13 protein-coding genes are annotated in these 17,071 nt (G+C 43.6%); 10 read left to right on the top strand and 3 right to left on the bottom strand.

Going from position 1 to position 17,071, the window contains the following annotated elements:
- Positions 1 to 25 precede the first annotated feature (25 nt).
- On the top strand, positions 26 to 259 hold the full coding sequence (locus Q0993_RS12860; protein ID WP_299533591.1) for a GTP-binding protein LepA: 234 nt from the start codon (positions 26 to 28) through the stop codon (positions 257 to 259).
- 47 nt (positions 260 to 306) lie between these two features.
- Complete coding sequence (locus Q0993_RS12865) at positions 307 to 1,950, top strand: DUF4038 domain-containing protein (protein WP_299533592.1); 1,644 nt, start codon at positions 307 to 309, stop codon at positions 1,948 to 1,950.
- On the opposite strand, the gene Q0993_RS12870 is transcribed toward Q0993_RS12865, so the two are convergent.
- Complete coding sequence (locus Q0993_RS12870; protein ID WP_299533593.1) at positions 1,937 to 3,790, bottom strand: sodium:proton antiporter; 1,854 nt, start codon at positions 3,788 to 3,790, stop codon at positions 1,937 to 1,939. The two genes, Q0993_RS12865 and Q0993_RS12870, sit on opposite strands and share 14 nt — an antisense overlap.
- Before the next feature lie 314 nt (positions 3,791 to 4,104).
- On the opposite strand from Q0993_RS12870, the gene Q0993_RS12875 reads away from it, so the two are divergent.
- The 3 genes from Q0993_RS12875 (at position 4,105) to Q0993_RS12885 (ending at position 8,605) form a co-directional block, all read left to right on the top strand.
- Complete coding sequence (locus Q0993_RS12875) at positions 4,105 to 4,965, top strand: MBL fold metallo-hydrolase (protein WP_299533595.1); 861 nt, start codon at positions 4,105 to 4,107, stop codon at positions 4,963 to 4,965.
- A 128-nt stretch (positions 4,966 to 5,093) separates the two neighbouring features.
- Entirely contained in the window at positions 5,094 to 6,725 is a 1,632-nt protein-coding gene (locus Q0993_RS12880) for a S8 family peptidase (RefSeq protein WP_299533596.1), read from the top strand.
- 68 nt (positions 6,726 to 6,793) lie between these two features.
- Positions 6,794 to 8,605 (top strand): M1 family metallopeptidase, encoded by a 1,812-nt coding sequence (locus Q0993_RS12885; protein WP_299534019.1) that lies wholly within the window; start codon positions 6,794 to 6,796, stop codon positions 8,603 to 8,605.
- A gap of 52 nt (positions 8,606 to 8,657) precedes the next feature.
- On the opposite strand, the gene Q0993_RS12890 is transcribed toward Q0993_RS12885, so the two are convergent.
- Together Q0993_RS12890 and Q0993_RS12895 are read right to left on the bottom strand one after the other, a co-directional pair.
- Entirely contained in the window at positions 8,658 to 9,866 is a 1,209-nt protein-coding gene (locus Q0993_RS12890) for a succinylglutamate desuccinylase/aspartoacylase family protein (RefSeq protein ID WP_299533597.1), read from the bottom strand.
- A 3-nt stretch (positions 9,867 to 9,869) separates the two neighbouring features.
- Complete coding sequence (locus tag Q0993_RS12895; RefSeq protein WP_299533598.1) at positions 9,870 to 11,720, bottom strand: CBS domain-containing protein; 1,851 nt, start codon at positions 11,718 to 11,720, stop codon at positions 9,870 to 9,872.
- 135 nt (positions 11,721 to 11,855) lie between these two features.
- Between Q0993_RS12895 and rnpA the strand changes: the two genes are divergently transcribed.
- The 5 genes from rnpA (at position 11,856) to Q0993_RS12920 (ending at position 17,041) form a co-directional block, all read left to right on the top strand.
- Positions 11,856 to 12,233, top strand: coding sequence for a ribonuclease P protein component (gene rnpA / locus Q0993_RS12900; RefSeq protein ID WP_299533600.1), 378 nt, complete (start codon positions 11,856 to 11,858; stop codon positions 12,231 to 12,233).
- Positions 12,226 to 13,854: a S41 family peptidase gene (locus Q0993_RS12905; RefSeq protein ID WP_299533601.1), complete on the top strand. Its 1,629-nt coding sequence runs from the start codon at positions 12,226 to 12,228 to the stop codon at positions 13,852 to 13,854. Before rnpA ends, Q0993_RS12905 begins: the two co-directional genes overlap by 8 nt.
- Before the next feature lie 132 nt (positions 13,855 to 13,986).
- Positions 13,987 to 14,700 (top strand): DUF1080 domain-containing protein, encoded by a 714-nt coding sequence (locus tag Q0993_RS12910; RefSeq protein WP_299533602.1) that lies wholly within the window; start codon positions 13,987 to 13,989, stop codon positions 14,698 to 14,700.
- 182 nt (positions 14,701 to 14,882) lie between these two features.
- Positions 14,883 to 15,920, top strand: a complete 1,038-nt coding sequence (locus Q0993_RS12915) for a sugar phosphate isomerase/epimerase family protein (protein ID WP_367279607.1) — start codon at positions 14,883 to 14,885, stop codon at positions 15,918 to 15,920.
- Complete coding sequence (locus tag Q0993_RS12920) at positions 15,920 to 17,041, top strand: Gfo/Idh/MocA family oxidoreductase (RefSeq protein ID WP_299533603.1); 1,122 nt, start codon at positions 15,920 to 15,922, stop codon at positions 17,039 to 17,041. The genes Q0993_RS12915 and Q0993_RS12920 overlap by 1 nt, the downstream gene beginning before the upstream one ends.
- Positions 17,042 to 17,071 lie beyond the last annotated feature (30 nt).

Consider the following 17,071-nt stretch of genomic DNA (forward strand, 5'->3'; position numbering starts at 1 on the left):
AAATCTAAACCCATGTTCCCCAATCATGACCACGTATATCGCACAATTTACAGCAAGGCACCGCCTTATTCAAATTGAACAAAACTCCATATTTACCTGGCGCCAGGAAGGTGGTGAAATAGACGAATCCTTGTTGGAGGACAAAATAAAGCGGGAATCCTCGATACATTTTTATCGCATGGTTGCCGGAGGTAATTACGAAATTCTCCCTGAGGACATTTCGATTACCACTTGGAAAGTCCAGCCTTTCTCCGGATAATAAAGCCGTTGTTTTTTCATAACTTCATGCCTTTTAAATCAATTGGTATGAGACTTCCGTTAGTGTTGACTTTGCAATTTTTCTTTGTCGTTGTCCTAAATGCCCAAGAGGAGTTGCAACTCGTCCAGCAATGGACTACGTATGAAATAACCTTAAAATCGGAGTCAAATTATGAAAACCCATACACAGACGTGGAGGTTTGGGCCGTTTTTACCGACCAAAACAAGGATTCCCTAAAAAGACCTGCATTTTGGGATGGCGGCAATACCTGGAAAATACGGTTCGCCCCACCCCATGCCGATACGGGTTGGCAGTGGAAATCATATGCCTCCAACCTTATGGACGGTGGTCTGCATGGCCAAACAGGAGATTTTCATTCCGTTCCCTATGCCGGGGAGAACCAGCTTTTGACAAATGGGCTTCTAAAGATGTCCAAGGGATATCGCAATGTTGTCCATCAATCCGGAAAATCATTTTTGGTGGTGGCAGATACCCCCTGGGGTATTCCTTTTAGAGCTACCAAAGAGCAAGTGGAGACCTATGCCAAGGATAGGCGCGCAAAGGGGTTTAATACAGCCCTTATGATGACGCTTCAACCGGACATGAAGGCCGAAGGGCCCAACGCCCGCAATACGGACCAAGGTTTTAAACGTGCTTTCCAGGATTTATCCGAAGGTCATATCAATCTTATGAATCCTGATTATTTTCAATATTACGATGATATTGTCCAGATTCTATTGGACCATGAAATAGTTCCTGTCCATCAGCCCGTTTTTCATGGTTTTGGTTGGAAAGGAAAACAAGTTCTGGGCACAAAAATAAACCCGGACGAGTATGTGCGTTACGTAAAATATGTATTGGCACGCTATGGGACCTATCCGGCATTTTGGCTCATTGCCGGGGATCATGATGCCAAAGATCCCGGAGTAAAGGAAAGCGGGGAAATGCTTGAGCTTTGGGATAGTTACCAACAACCCACCGGGCTACATTACAATCCGTGTGATGACTACTTGGCCTCATGGGCCAAAAATGACCCGGATAAACATTGTATGCATTATAACAAGAGCCATCAGGCTGAGAAATGGCTGGATTTTCAATGGGCCCAAACCGGGCATAGTGGCGAGCATCTGTACCATAAAGTAGAGCGGATGTACCAAAACCGCCCCATTAAGGCGGTGGCCAATGGAGAACCTACCTACGAAGGGATGAATGCCGGGCAAAACGGACTCGGTTGGTGGCAAGGGGAAGAAGCCTGGATGCAACTGATGCATGGAGGTACCATGGGGGTTGTGTACGGTGCGGCCAGTCTTTGGCAGTGGAAGGTAACGCCCAATGAAGAAGGCTGGGAGGCTTGGACAGACCAACCTCTATCCTGGAAAGGAGCCTTACGACTAAAAGGATCGGAATATGTCGGTTTAGTTGGAAAAATACTCCAAGGCCTTGATATGACGGATATCCAAAAAAGATGGGATTTGGCAAATGGCAAGCCTATGTTGGCCAAGGAGGGCCAACTCTATCTTTCCTATTTGAATGACGGTGGGGAAATTCAAATCCCAAATGTTCCCATTACCTTAAATTATCGATGGGTAAACCCCAAAACGGGAGCTACAAAACAATTGGGGAAGGCCACCAAAACAACGTTCAAAGCACCAAGCAAAGAACCTTGGGTGCTGATCATCACCGAGAATTGACCCCAACAACACTGGGCGCGGCATCAAACTTTTTGCCCAGATATGCCAGTTTATATCCCTTTTTCACATTATTGATTTCCTTGCTAAAGGATGATATAATTTCAAGATTGCCATCCGGTGTTTTTAAAAATATGGGTACAATGTACTTGTCTGCCTTGGTAATCTCTATGAGGTCTTCATAGTGTTCCTGATCTTTGAGATCTATTTCCTGAATGGACGGATACTCCCTAGCCGTTTCCATGAGTTTAATGAAGTCGTCGGTATGTGAAAAAAGCCCTTCCTTAGGGTTGTTTCCGGGATCGTTCATCTCATCGGAATTTACCAAACGAAATGAGCCGTTCTCACCAAACTGTTTTTTGAACTTTTCAATGGCATAGTTGTTAATGTCCGAGTTACCGGTAAGGGCCATCAAATAACCCACATCGTTCAACTCAATATTGTCGGTAAGCGTGTCCGAAAAAATATCGGCGACCATAGCTTCCAAGCCAGATTTCTTGGCCTTCTCTATATTGGTCTGGTTGTTATCTATAAGCACTACATGCCTGTTGTTCTTCTGCAGATAGTTGGCAATGAGCCTGGAGAATTTGGAAGACCCTATAATAAGAATCCCTTCGGATTTCGTTAAAAAAACACCGGCCAATTTTGCAAAAAGCCGTGCCGTTGTCGCATTGAGTAGCACAGTCCCCAAAACAATCATAAATACTAAGGGGGTAATATACTCCGCCCCCGGTTCTCCCCTAAAAATAAGCTTAGATCCAAAAAGTGAGGCGATACCTGCCGCTACGATACCTCGCGGACCCACCCAGCCGATGAACATCTTTTCATTGAGCCGTAAATTGGACCCTAAGGTACTTAGATAGACCCCCAAGGGCCTTACAACGAAAACGATGACCAAGAAAAGAATGGCTGTTTTCCAGTTGTAAATAAGCTCCATATCAGAGATGTCGATGTTCGCTGCCAAAAGAATAAAAAGGATGGATATCAAAAGAACACTCAAGGACTCCTTAAAATAAAGCAGTTCCTTGAGATTGGGAAGATCCATGTTACCCATGACCATACCCATAACGACTACGGCCAAAAGTCCGGATTCGTGTGCAAATACATCGGATTCTACAAAGACCAAGAGTACCACGGACAGCGAGACAACATTCAATAAATAATGGGGTATAAAATTCTTTTTGATGGCAAAGGCCAAGCCGTGCGCAAACGTAAAACCAAAGGTAACACCAAAAAGAAGGATCTTACCAAACTCCACCAATGCCGTCTTCGTAAATGCCTGTCCTTCCCCTACACTAATAAATTCAAATACCAAAACGGCCACCAAGGCTCCAATAGGATCTATAAGAATACCTTCCCACTTTAAGATGGCGGACAAATCTTTTTTTAAGGGAATATTCCTTAGGATTGGTGTAATGACCGTTGGTCCCGTAACAATAATCAATGAGGAGAACAGAAATGAAATTTGCCAGCTTAGATCAAAAATATAATGTGCGGCGAGACCTGCGCCAAAAAAAGTAACAGTAGAACCCAACGTAATCAACTTTGTGATTACAGGCCCTACATTTCTGATCTCGGAACGTTTTAGGGTCAACCCCCCTTCAAAAAGGATGATACTAATGGCCAATGAAACAAAGTAATACAACCCCTCGCCTGGAAAAAGTCCATTTTTCCCGTTCCAAATAGGTTCAATGAGCTTGCTTCCATCTTCGGTAAATAAAGTGGCAATAGGACCAACCAAAAGACCTATAAGAATTAAAGGAAGGATGGCCGGCAATTTTAGACGCCAAGCTACCCATTGCGCAATAATTCCCAGTATGATAATCCCCGCGAGTTCTAGCATTCAACCGGTTTTGGGCTAAAATACTAATTTATATGGGAGGAAGCCCATAAACTTTGACATCCGAGCAATTATAGCAGGGCACATTGTTTTCTCGTATGACATATAATTCCTTGCTCCGTAATGGACTTCTCCAAAAGGGAAATACGGTAATGCCCTCTCACATTTGGTTCATTAATATGTACTTACATAGGGGCGCCAGATCTGTAATTGGTATTTCAAGACCCTTAATATGCCGAAGTTTTCTATTTTTGGCATCACAAAAGACCTATCCCGTTCCAAAGCAGAAGGCAAAATGGTCCGGAAAATTTGTTTTGATGAGAATTTACCCTATAGAAACGGGAAACTTTAAATTGGACGGTGGTGCCATGTTCGGAGTGGTACCCAAATCACTTTGGAACCGGACCAACCCTGCCGATTCCAATAACATGATCGATATTGCGGCGCGAAGCCTTTTGATCGAAGATCACAATCAATTGACTTTGATAGACACGGGAATGGGCAACAAGCAATCCGATAAGTTTTTTAGTTACTATCATCGCTGGGGCGATCACAACCTGGACAAATCCCTAAAGAAGCTGGGGTTCCATCGGGACGATATTACCGATGTTTTCCTAACCCATCTCCATTTTGACCATTGTGGCGGGTGTGTCCAATGGAATAAGGAGGGTACCGGTTATGAACCGTCCTTTAAAAACGCAGTCTTTTGGACCAACAAAAGGCATTGGGAATGGGCCATGAAACCCAACGATCGAGAAAAAGCCTCCTTTCTCAAGGAAAATCTAGTGCCTATGGAAGAGAGTGGGCAGTTGCAATTTGTCCGGCATGATCAAAGTAAATTCACACCACGCTCCGAATTTGGTTTCGGCATCCTTTTTGTAGATGGACATACGGAAAAGCAAATGATTCCTCATATAAAGTACAAGGAGAAAATTTTGATATTTGCGGCCGATCTTATTCCCACGGCAGGCCATATTCCCTTACCCTATGTAATGGGCTATGATACCAGGCCGTTGCTTACCTTGAAGGAAAAGAAAAGCGTTTTGGAAACAGCCGCTGAAATGGGGTATTATTTGTTCTTTGAGCACGATGCCCACAATGAAATTTGTACCTTACGATCCACGGAAAAGGGGATTCGTTTAGATAAAACATATAGATTTGAGGAAGTTTTTGATTAAGGCCGTTTTTTCCATTTTATGCCTCCACGATGCTAGCAGGTTATTTTATCCGGTATGGGGCTAGGAATTGAAAATGAGAAATATAAAAATGAAATATCGTTAAAGTACACTAACTTAAAATTAAATATATGACTATAGATTTTTCCAAATCCATTTTAGGGTTTTTACTGGCAACCTTGATTATGGGCTGTGGTGCCACAAGTATGGTATCCACGCCGATCGAAAACATAGATACCATTCCCTTAAAGATATCCGAGCTTTCGGAACAAGAAAAGAAGACATGGGGTCATGCCGACCTTGTAACCGATACTATTCCGGGTATGAGCGTGGACAAGGCTTATGAGGAAATCATCCGAAACAAAAAGGGAAAAACGGTTATCGTTGCGGTGGTTGACTCGGGTATGGACCTGAAGCATGAGGATTTGGATGATGTTCTTTGGGTCAACACCGATGAAAAACCCGGAAATGGTAAGGATGATGACAAAAATGGGTATGTGGATGATATTCACGGTTATAATTTTTTAGGCGAATCCTATAATGAACAGTTGGAATTTGCCCGTATCCTAAGGCTCAAAGTTGGAGATTCCGATCTGCAGGCCAAAGCCAAGACCAAATTGGACGGGGAATACCAGGAGGCATTGGGAAACAAACAGCGTTACGAGCAAATTCTTCAAGCTGTGAAAAATGCGGATGAAGTCGTAAAAAAACACTTGAATAAAGATACCTATTCCAAGAAAGACATTGTTGCCATAAAAACCGAGGATGAAAACCTAAAACAGAGCATAGGCATACTCATGCAAATGTACAATTATGACGACAGTATCCCTAAGGTAATGGAAGACTTACAGGAAGGCATAAAGCACTTCACGGACCAAGTAAACTATAACCTCAACAAGGACTTTAACGGAAGGGATATTGTGGGGGACGATCCCTATGACATCAATGATCGGGGCTATGGAAACGGAAATCCGCAAAATCGGTTGGAGGATGAAAGCCATGGAACCCATGTAGCCGGAATTATCGCAGCGGAGCGCAACAATGGAAAAGGGATGAATGGCGTTGCGAATAATGTACAGCTTATGAGTATTAGGGCGGTCCCCAATGGGGATGAATACGATAAGGACATTGCTTTGGCCATACGGTATGCCGTGGACAATGGGGCCAAAATTATTAACGCCAGTTTTGGGAAGTCATTTTCACCAAATGCCGACTGGGTATATGAAGCCATAAAATATGCGGCACAGAACGACGTCCTAATTGTACATGCCGCTGGGAACGATGGTGCCGATTTGGACGACCCCAGCAATCCTAACTATCCCAATGATCAAATCGGTAATGGTCCAGAAATGGCGGATAACATGATTACGGTGGGTGCACTGAATTCAGGATACGGCTCGGAAATGGTGGCCTCCTTTTCCAACTATGGCAAAAGCAACGTAGATATTTTTGCCCCTGGAGGTAAAATATACTCCACCATGCCAAATAATGAATATGATTTCAACGGAGGTACTTCAATGGCTGCTCCCGCTGTGGCAGGTATCGCAGCTTTGATTCGGTCCAGATATCCAAAATTAAAGGCCAGTCAGGTAAAAAATATCATTCTAGAGTCAGGGCTTCCCGTAAAAACCGCTGTTATTCTAGGAGGAGATACCGAAAAATCGGCTAAACTAGGCGAAATCTCAACTTCGGGAAAAATAGCCAACGCCTATAACGCCCTAATTATGGCCGAAGGTGTTTCCAAGGGAAAAATTAACCTATGAGACTACTATTGAAAAAAAAAGAACGGTATTTCGGTTTTCTTTTCTTCCTGATAAGTTCCGGAAGTTTTATGGTCGCCCAGAGTACTTCCTGCTATTGGCAGCAACATGTAGACTATACCATGGAGGTAGCCATGGAAGTTGAAAACTACCAATATTCGGGCACCCAAAAACTTGTGTACACCAACAATTCACCAGATACCCTAAACAGGGTCTATTACCATCTGTACTTCAATGCATTCCAACCGGGAAGCGAAATGGATATGCGTCTTCAGAACATAAGCGATCCGGATGGCAGAATGACCACAACGGATAAGAAAAGTCGCATTGCGACCCTTTCCGAAAGTGAAATGGGTTATTTACACACGGTATCCTTAAGTCAGGATGGAGCCGAGCTACGGTACAAGGAGGAAGGGACCGTTTTGGAGGTAGATTTGGCCAAACCGCTCTTCCCCGGGGCGAAAACGACTTTTGAGATGGAATTCAAAGGTCAGGTTCCCGTCATGATTCGGCGTGCAGGAAGAAACAGCAAAGAGGGTGTGGCTCTATCCATGAGCCAATGGTATCCTAAAATGGCTGAGTACGATTTTGAAGGCTGGCACGCTGATCCATATATAGCGCGTGAATTTCATGGGGTGTGGGGCGATTTTGATGTTAAGTTGACCATAGATAAGAACTTCGTAGTAGGGGGATCAGGATATTTACAGAATCCAGAGGAAGTAGGCCATGGTTATGAAGCACCCGGCACAAAGGTGGGCAAAACAAAAGGCAAAACCCTTACTTGGCATTTTAAGGCACCTATGGTTCATGATTTTACCTGGGCGGCCGATCCGGATTATATCCATGACATACTCCCTATGGAAAATGGGCCAACTTTGCATTTCCTTTACAAAAATGATCCGGGAATCCTCGAAAACTGGAAAAAGCTACAACCCAAGACCGAAGAAGCCATGGATTTCTACAATAAAAATATTGGGGCATATCCCTATGACCAGTACTCTGTAATACAAGGCGGTGACGGAGGCATGGAATATGCCATGTGTACCTTAATAACAGGGAAGCGTACGTTTGGAAGCCTAGTAGGGGTAATGACACATGAGTTGGCACATTCCTGGTTTCAGCATGCGTTGGCCACCAATGAGTCTAAATACGAGTGGATGGACGAGGGCTTTACCACTTTTATTTCGACCTTGTGCATGAATGAAATCATGGGAACCAAAAAAGAAAATCCGCTTCAAGACTCGTATAACGGATATTACAGCTTGGCCTTGTCCGGTAAGGAACAACCACAGACCACCCATGCCGACCGATATGACCTTAATTATGCCTATGGGATTTCGGCCTACAGTAAAGGCTCCGTGTTTTTATCCCAATTGGGCTATATTATAGGGCAGGATAAATTGATGGAAACGATCCGAAGGTTTTATACTGATTTTAAATTTAAGCATCCGTTTCCCAATGATATCAAAAGAACAGCCGAAAAAGTATCCGGTATGGAACTGGATTGGTATTTAACAGACTGGACACAAACAACGAACACCATCGACTATGGCGTAAAAAGCGTAACCGAGGAGGACGGAAAGACCAAAATAGTTCTGGAGCGCATCGGAAATATGCCCATGCCTTTGGATATTCTAGTTGTATATACAGACGAAACGCAAGAAACATTCTACACCCCTCTTAGAATGATGAGGGGTGAAAAAGAAAATCCCTATGCCCATCTGAATCGGACCGTTCTTCGAGATTGGCCTTGGGCTTTTCCTAGCTATGAGTTTACTGTGGATAAGCCAATCTCCTCGATCAAGGGAATTATGATAGACCCTTCACAACTAATGGCGGATATCAATGGCGAAAATAATGTTTGGACCGCCGATGCCCCCTAGGATAAAGGTATACCTGTAGTTTAAACTATGGGGTAGCATCCAAATTTGGATGCTACCCCATAGTTTTATACCACCACTCGTTCCTGTAAATTTCATTTTTGGCCGTACGTTCCCTATTCTGCATGAGTATCCGGTTTTTATCAAGCCTCCTGTTGCGATAGCCCAGCAGGTGAAAAAAGGGTTTTGTCAAAAACTTGGCTACGCTGAGGTCTACCAGAAGAACCTGTTTTTGTTCATCTTTCCATGAAATCCCTGGCAAGTAGGATAAAAAAGCCTGCACTCTAATTTTTCGTAGAAATGCGGACCAGGCCAGTGCCCATTTTGGAATTCTACGAATAAGAAAAAAGCCCTCTTCTCCCTGTTCCTGATAAAGGGGCATAAAGATAATGGCGTCCTTAATCGCCCTTAATTCCCTTTCCCCTTCCTTGGCCAAAAGTGTGCCCTTTGACACTTCCTCAAAACTTCGAAATCCTTGTTGCATATGAAATCCGTCCTCTCTCCGTATGGCATGGCGATGTATTACTTCATAAAAATCCGTGTTGTTTTGGGCGCTTTTTTGCAATTGCCTAAAATGCTCCTTAAAATCAGGGGCGGCCTGCTTATCCAGGGCTCCACTGAAAACCAAGGAAAGCCAAAGAAAGGAAATACTATTCTTTATGGCCTCCAACTCGTTATGTTGTCCTGATTCAAAGCCTAACGAAACATAGCCCTTTTCATTAATATAACTTAATAGGGGGCCTTCCAAATATTCCTCTATGCCCAAGATAATCGGAACGGGAAAGAGCCTCGAAAACTTCCTGTTGATCAAGGCATCATTTATGGTAATGAAAGGAAGGGTCTTGCTCGAGGTGGTATGGAGATCCACAAAATAAAATGGGGCTTCCTTGGTGGTTAGAATATCGGAAACGATTGCCAATACCTTCAATAATTCCTTCTCCTCTATGGTCCGCTCCGATTTCGGCTTCTGTTGAATTTCAAGGATTTTAGATTTGATCCACATTCGATTCAAATCCTTCTCAATATATCTTTTTTCTTCTAGTAGTGCCGGAATATTGCCCCGGATACCGAACAGATTGCCCTTAATAGGGTATGACCCCTCAATCAATTTTTGGAAAACATGTTCCAATGCTAGAACACCGGAATGCTCATTACCGTGTATCCCACCAAAAAAAAGGAGTGTAGGCCCCTTTTCTTTTCCTTCAATGTGGCCAATAATCCTTTTTACTTGGGTTTTATGTTCCGGTTTAAGGACTTGGATCATTGATTAAAGGTCGTTGGATGTTATAATACCGATTAATTTTTTGCCTTTTACCACAGGCAGGCAGTTAATCTGGTTGGATTCGATAATGTTTTTTGCCTCCTTTAAGGGGGTGTCCGCTGTGGTGGTGATCAAATCACGCTCCATAATACTTTCAATACGTTCTTCCAGTTTATCCGGCTCATCGAGAAAATGCCCCACATCTGTCCAGGTCAACAAACCACTCAAATCCATGTTCGAATTTAAAATAGGGACATGGTGAATATTCTTCCATTCCATCATGCGGAGCACCAGTTCGGCACTATCGCTTTGTTGGGCCGTAATAATCTTGGCGCTCATGATATCTCCAACCGTTCTGTGTTTCTTTCGGGTTCTATACTCGTCTCCCCGTGGAAGCTGCCAGGCATCAATATCGTACCCTTTTTCCTGTCGTTCGTACATAGTCGCCGTCAAAATCCTAAGGGCATCGGGTGTTTTATGGTCCTTCTTCAATTTTCGAAAACCTTCCACCATCCAACGGGATCCATTTTTGGAGCGTATTCTTCTTTCGATTACGGAAAGGTAGCGCTCGGCGTCCGCAGGTTCAACTTTCATGCTGTAAAGCCCCCTAAATGCCATAGGCAACAAGTGGTCCAGCAATAGGTCATGGCTAGATATCCGTTCCCCGTTCCAATAGAACTGTGCGGCCATTCCATATCGGGCCGCATTGAAAAAATTGCCCTTAACATCTTTAAAATCCATTTTAGTGTGGATGTTATCGAATGTTTTGGGTCTCCCCATCATAAGTCCAACCCATAACATCATATTGGCAATCTCGTCCTCGGTAGTGGGCCCTGACGGTAAATATCTATTTTCTATACGAATGTGAGGTAGGCCATCATTGGTTCCATAACACAGTCTGTTCCATTTATAGACGGTACCATTATGTAACTTCAAAGCCTTAAGCCTAGGAACTTTTCCGGCCTCTATTTCAGCCAGACTATCCGATTCGAACGAAGTCGTCAAAAGACTTCTAAATCGGATAACGGAATCCTTAAAAAAGTCGGCAACGGAGCCCCTGGCCCAGTCGTTCCCAAAGCCAACCCGGGCTTCCTTCTCATTTAATATGAATGTACTGGCCCTGGTATCCACGCTCTGGGCAAAAAGTGCTATTCGCGTCTCCTCCCAAAGTTCCCGGCCCATGAGCAATGGAGAATTCGTGCAAATGGACAATACGGGACCCGCAATGGCCTGCGCCCAATTATAGGTGTTCGCAAAGTCGTCCGGGTCAATTTGCAAATGAGCTTGAAAACTCGTGTTGCAACCCTCATAAAGTATGGAGTCGTGCCGAAGGTTCAGTTCATCCACGCCTTTGATATGAAGTTCTATATCGTCCTTGCGAATATCCTTTATGGCCTCGTTAAGCACCTTATATCTTTTAAGGGGAGTCATATACTCCAATTTTAGATGTCGAGTTCCAATTGTAGGCAAAATGCCCGTAAGCATTACTTTGTTCTTATATTTCTCTGCAACCTTTTTTACTTTTTCCAAATGTGCTTCCAGATCTTGGTGCAATTCGGAAAAGCAAGTGTTCCTCAATTCCAGGGGGTCCAAGTTGATTTCCAGATTATACAGTGCTAGCTCGGAAGTAAAATAGTTGTTGTCCAACTCCTTTAGTATCTCCAAGGCTTTATCGGAAGGCCCCCAATGTTTGTTCACCAAACAAAACTCCTGCTCCACCCCTATTCGTGTAACTTTCTTTTCGAAAGCGTCATTTTCCAGAAGCTTCTCCAGAGCATGGATGTCCTTGATCAGTTGATTTATATATTGGATTTTATCGGGGTTTCCCGACAATTTTTCTACCTGTAATTCTCCCATTAGTATTTGTTTTGGTGTGCAATATGGCTACGCATACGAGTAAAAGTAGCACAATATAAGACCCTTTCCTACCCCTGGGTATGACAAATGTCATAAAATTTAGGCTGTAGATTTTCTTTTTACATTTACAGGATCATGTCCTTCACATTCCCAAAAGAAGAAAAGCTAAAAAGCAGGAAATTGTTCAATACCTTGTTTACGCAAGGCAAGAGCATTACCAAATATCCTGTAAAACTGATATATCTTAAAACAGAATTGCCCAAAGATGTTAAAATACAGATGGGGGTCGCGGTACCCAAAAAAAGTTTCAAAAGTGCCGTTAAACGCAATCGCATAAAACGACTACTCCGTGAAGCCTACCGGTTGAACAAACCCATGGTTTTTAACAATAGTGAGGGAAACTTTGCGTTTCTATTTTTATATCTTGGGAAGGAAATGCCGAATTACGATCTGGTGGAAAACAGTATCCGGACAATACTTCAAAAATTTAACAACACAACAATCAATGAATAATTTGATGAAAAGGAAAATTCTAATACCGGTATTGGCCCTGGTCATTTTGTTTGTAGGGAGCAGCTTTAAAAGTGACTTTTTCGAAATTGCGAAACAAATCGAAATCTTTACCACCTTGTTCAAGGAGCTAAACATGAACTATGTGGATGAAACCAATCCGGCAGAGTTAATGGACACCGCCATCAAAAATATGTTGGACGAACTGGACCCCTACACCAAATTCCTGAACGAGCAGGATGTAGAGGCCTTTAGAATCAACAATGCCGGGGAATATTCCGGGATTGGGGCCTTGGTGCGTTCCTATAAGGACAAGTTACTCGTTGTTGAACCCTACAAGGGTTATCCTGCGGACAAGGCAGGTCTAAAAGCTGGGGACGAAATCATAAAAATTGGCGACATAACTGTTGCAGATTTTGACGACAATGCCAGTGAGCTTCTCAAAGGAGCGAACAATACCTCCGTTAAAGTAACCTATAAGAGACAAGGGGAAACCATGTCGGCCACCATAGAAAGGGGAGCGGTGGAAGTGGATGCCGTACCCTTTTACAAAATGGTGGATGATAAAATCGGGTATATTGTGTTAGCCAAGTTCAATGCCAAGGCATCCGGTCAAACCAAGGAAGCCTTGATTGAATTAAAGGACAAGGGAGCAGAAAAGATTATTTTGGATCTCCGAGGTAATCCCGGCGGATTGCTTTCGGAAGCCATTAACGTAACCAACCTTTTTGTGGATAAGGGTGAGCTTATCGTGACCACAAAAAGTAAAGTGAAAAAATTCAATAGGGAATATAAGACCAAGAATAATCCGGTGGACACCGAAATTCCCTTAGTGGTATTGGTCGATGGAGGTAGTGCCTCTGCCAGCGAAATTGTTTCCGGTGGATTACAGGATTTGGACCGGGCCGTAATCATGGGCGCACGAAGTTTTGGCAAAGGTTTGGTGCAGCGGCCGTTGAAATTGACTTATGGCACCCAACTAAAAGTAACCATTAGCCGGTATTATACCCCTTCCGGAAGGTGTATCCAATCCTTGGATTATTGGAATCGGGACGAGGCCGGTAATGCCGTGCGAAATACTACGTTCAATGAATTTACCACGCGAAACGGGCGTAAGGTGAAGGATGGCGGCGGTGTTATGCCCGATGTTGAAATAGCGGCCACCAAGGCCAATGAACTTACTTCCGCCCTATTGGGAGACCATGTTATCTTCGACTTTGCCACGGACTATTATTACAAGAACAAAGTGGATAATGTGGATGCCTTTACATTTTCCGGCACTGATTATCGGAATTTTATGGAATACGTACAACAAAGTAACTTCACTTTTGAGACCAAAACGGAAAAAGTATTGAAGGAGGCGATGACCGACCGAGAGGAGACGGTTTACAATACTACCATCGAAAATGATTTCAAGACACTTTTACTGGATATTGAAAAGAGTAAAATCGCGGCCTTGGAGACCTTTCAAAATGAAATCCAGAAAAAATTGGAGGACGAAATCATAAAACGCTATTTCTATCGCGAAGGGTTGTACGATTATTACCTACATCATGACGAGGCCATTCTAACGGCTACGGAATTGTTGGGGAACGTCAGCAAATACCAGGGTGTTTTGGAATAGAAGGTGCACACGTTTCCCTATAAGGGTCTATACCCGATAAACCAAAGCCGGTATTTAGTGAGATGTACCCCTCCGATATTTTGAGGAAAGCGTTTTTAGAGAAGCCTACATCAATGAAAAACTACACATGAAATGAAAAAAACGATTTGTTTTGCCTTAGTAGTACTGGTATTGGCTTCTTGTAACAATTCTAAAAAATCGAATAGCATGACCGAGCCTAAAAAAGATTGGGTCATACTTTTCGATGGCTCCTCAACCGATGCATTTCGGGGCTATGGGATAAAAGAATTCCCCAGAGGTGTATGGAATGTGGAAAATGGCATATTGATTGCCAATCCGGATACGGCCAACCGGGATTTAATTACCAAGAAAAGATACAGGGATTTTGAATTGGAGTATGAATGGGCTGTGGATACAGCGGCCAACTCCGGTGTTTTCTTTCATATGCAGGAAAATTTATCGATGGAATCGAATAACGGTAACAGCCCCAATTGGTTGGATAATTTTGAACTACAAGTCCTGGATGACCAACATTTTTACGATACATTGGCAGTCCGCTCGGCAGGGGCGGTCTATGATCTGATAGCGCCAAAAAACAAGAAGTTGAAGCCCATTGGACAGTTCAATGAGGCCAAACTATGGCATAAGAACGGCCATGTGGTGCATTGGCTCAATGGAAATAAAGTAATTGACTTCGAAATGAACAGTCTGGAAGTAAAAGCATTGCTTTCAGAAAGTAAGTTTAAGGAAAACCCGGACTTTCACTCGGATGAAGAAGGTCACATCATGTTTCAACACCATGGGCAAAGGGTCTATTATCGCAACATCCGTATAAAAGAACTTTAAAACATTTTTTATTCTGTTGGCATAAAGAAATTTCAGGATTTCTTCCGCTATAAAAGGCTTAAAGGTGATTTCCCATGGTCGCAAGATTCAATTCCGCGGCATCCATCCCGTCCATCATAATCCGATATATTTCAGACAAAATCGTATTTCCAAATTCCGTAACTTCTCGGTAAATTGCCTATATGCAAGGACCCGGAATTTTTTTGGCCCAGTTCGCGGATGAAACCCCTCCATTTAACACAATTGAAGGCCTGGCGACATGGGCTTCCGACTTAGGGTATACGGGTATTCAAATCCCAACATGGGACCGCCGTCTGTTCAATTTGGATAAAGCCGCCTCTTCCAAAACCTATGCTGATGAATACCTTGGCAAATTAAAGGAACAGGGGTTAGCGGTCTGTGAACTTGCTTCCTATCTCCAAGGGCAGGTACTGGCTATGCATCCCGCTTACCAAAAGTTATTTCAGGGCTTTTATCCAAAAGGATTGAACGCCCAAGAATGTGTGGTCTGGGCGACGGAGCAATTGAAAAAAACCGTCAAGGCTTCCCTGAATTTTGGCACGACCAATATTTCCGTAATGTCGGGTGGCCTAGCTTGGCCTTACATCTATCCATGGCCCCAACGTTCGGCGGGCCTTATTGATGATGCTTTTGGGGAATTGACGAAAAGATGGTTACCCATCCTGGATTTTGCCCACGAAAATGGCGTTACTTTTGGCTATGAGCTACATCCCGGTTCCGATCTCTATGATGGTGCTACCTACCAACGTTTTCTAGAAGAGACCAAAGGACATCCTTCCGCTTGCCTTACCTACGACGCTAGCCATTTTTTGCTACAGCAACTGGATTATATAGATTTCATCAAAATCTTTAAAGATCGCATCAAGGCATTTCATGTTAAGGATGCCGAATTTTTACCGGATGGCATGACGGGTGTCTATGGGGGTTATATGGACTGGAAACAGCGTGCCGGCCGGTTTCGTTCGCTTGGGGACGGCCAGGTAGATTTTAAACGCATCTTCACTTTGTTGACCCTCAATGGGTTTGAGGGTTGGGCCATTATGGAATGGGAGTGCTGTGTTAAAAGTTCGGAGCAAGGTGCCAAGGAAGGAGTGCCCTTTATCAAAGAACATCTCATTAAGGCCTCGGAACGTTCCTTTGACGATTTTGCCAAAAGTGAAACAGATAAAGACCTCAACAAAACAATTTTAGGTATTTAATGGTAAAGGAAATCAACATTGGTATCGTGGGAACCCAGTTTATGGGCAAGGCCCATTCAAATGGATATTTACGACTACCCCATTTTTTTGATTTACAGGCCACTCCCATTTTACATACCGCTTCTAGCATCAATGAAAAGCAACTTGCCGAATTTTCCTTAAAATACGGATGGAAAAACCGGGAATCTGATTGGAAGCGACTGGTACGGAATGAAGCGTTGGATTTAGTGGACATCTGTGCCCCCAATAATCTGCACGCTCCTGTTGCCTTGGAGGCCATAAGGGCAGGAAAGCATGTGTTGTGCGAAAAGCCCATGGCCATGAACGTGGTGGAGGCCAAGAGGATGTACGAGGAAGCAGAAATGGCGGGAATCGTACACATGATGATTTTTAATTACCGTTTTTTGCCCGCTTTGTCCTTGGCAAAAGAGTTGATCAGCAATGGAAAATTGGGGAAGATATACCATTTCAATGCGGTTTACCTCCAAGACTGGTTGGTTGACCCAAAGTTCCCCATGGTCTGGCGACACGATGTGAAAACTACAGGCTCTGGCGCCCATGGCGATATGAATGCCCATATTGTTGATTTGGCCAGATACCTATTGGGCGAATTTGAGGCCGTAACAGGCCTACAAAAAGTCTTCATCAAGGAACGACCCTTTGCCCATGGTAAGGGTACGGGAACAGTAACAGCGGACGACGCCACCTTGTTTATGGCTCGATTTCAAAATGGAGCGGTAGGCTCCTTCAATGCAACACGTTTTGCCAATGGACGAAAGAACTATATGGGTCTTGAAATTTTCGGGAGCGAGGGTAGCCTTGTTTTCAATCTAGAGCGATTGAACGAGCTTCAGTATTTTTCCCTGAACGCTCCCAAGGAAGAACAGGGCTTTAAAAACATCCTGGTCACCGAAAATAGTCATCCCTATATTGATGCTTGGTGGCCCCCCGGACATATCATTGGGTGGGAACATACCTTTGTACACCAATTTTCCACGTTGATAAATGGCATTGCCCTAAATACTCCCGTGACGCCCAATTTTTATGACGGACTAAAATGCCAGGAAGTATTGGATGCCGCAGTAAAATCGGCAAAAGAAGAAAAGTGGATAACCCTTTAACTTTCCGGAGGCGATAAAACAAGAAATGAT

The sequence above is a fragment of the Ulvibacterium sp. genome (genome assembly GCF_028285715.1).
Classification (GTDB): Bacteria; Bacteroidota; Bacteroidia; order Flavobacteriales; family Flavobacteriaceae; genus Ulvibacterium.

Coding starts and splice junctions, on each gene's coding strand:
- Q0993_RS12860 (WP_299533591.1), top strand. CDS start 26: ATGACCACGTATATCGCACAATTTACAGCAAGGCACCGCCTTATTCAA.
- Q0993_RS12895 (WP_299533598.1), bottom strand. CDS start 11,720: ATGGGAGAATTACAGGTAGAAAAATTGTCGGGAAACCCCGATAAAATC.
- Q0993_RS12905 (WP_299533601.1), top strand. CDS start 12,226: ATGAATAATTTGATGAAAAGGAAAATTCTAATACCGGTATTGGCCCTG.
- Q0993_RS12865 (WP_299533592.1), top strand. CDS start 307: ATGAGACTTCCGTTAGTGTTGACTTTGCAATTTTTCTTTGTCGTTGTC.
- Q0993_RS12910 (WP_299533602.1), top strand. CDS start 13,987: ATGAAAAAAACGATTTGTTTTGCCTTAGTAGTACTGGTATTGGCTTCT.
- rnpA (WP_299533600.1), top strand. CDS start 11,856: ATGTCCTTCACATTCCCAAAAGAAGAAAAGCTAAAAAGCAGGAAATTG.
- Q0993_RS12870 (WP_299533593.1), bottom strand. CDS start 3,790: ATGCTAGAACTCGCGGGGATTATCATACTGGGAATTATTGCGCAATGG.
- Q0993_RS12880 (WP_299533596.1), top strand. CDS start 5,094: ATGACTATAGATTTTTCCAAATCCATTTTAGGGTTTTTACTGGCAACC.
- Q0993_RS12885 (WP_299534019.1), top strand. CDS start 6,794: ATGGTCGCCCAGAGTACTTCCTGCTATTGGCAGCAACATGTAGACTAT.
- Q0993_RS12890 (WP_299533597.1), bottom strand. CDS start 9,866: ATGATCCAAGTCCTTAAACCGGAACATAAAACCCAAGTAAAAAGGATT.
- Q0993_RS12915 (WP_367279607.1), top strand. CDS start 14,883: ATGCAAGGACCCGGAATTTTTTTGGCCCAGTTCGCGGATGAAACCCCT.
- Q0993_RS12875 (WP_299533595.1), top strand. CDS start 4,105: ATGAGAATTTACCCTATAGAAACGGGAAACTTTAAATTGGACGGTGGT.
- Q0993_RS12920 (WP_299533603.1), top strand. CDS start 15,920: ATGGTAAAGGAAATCAACATTGGTATCGTGGGAACCCAGTTTATGGGC.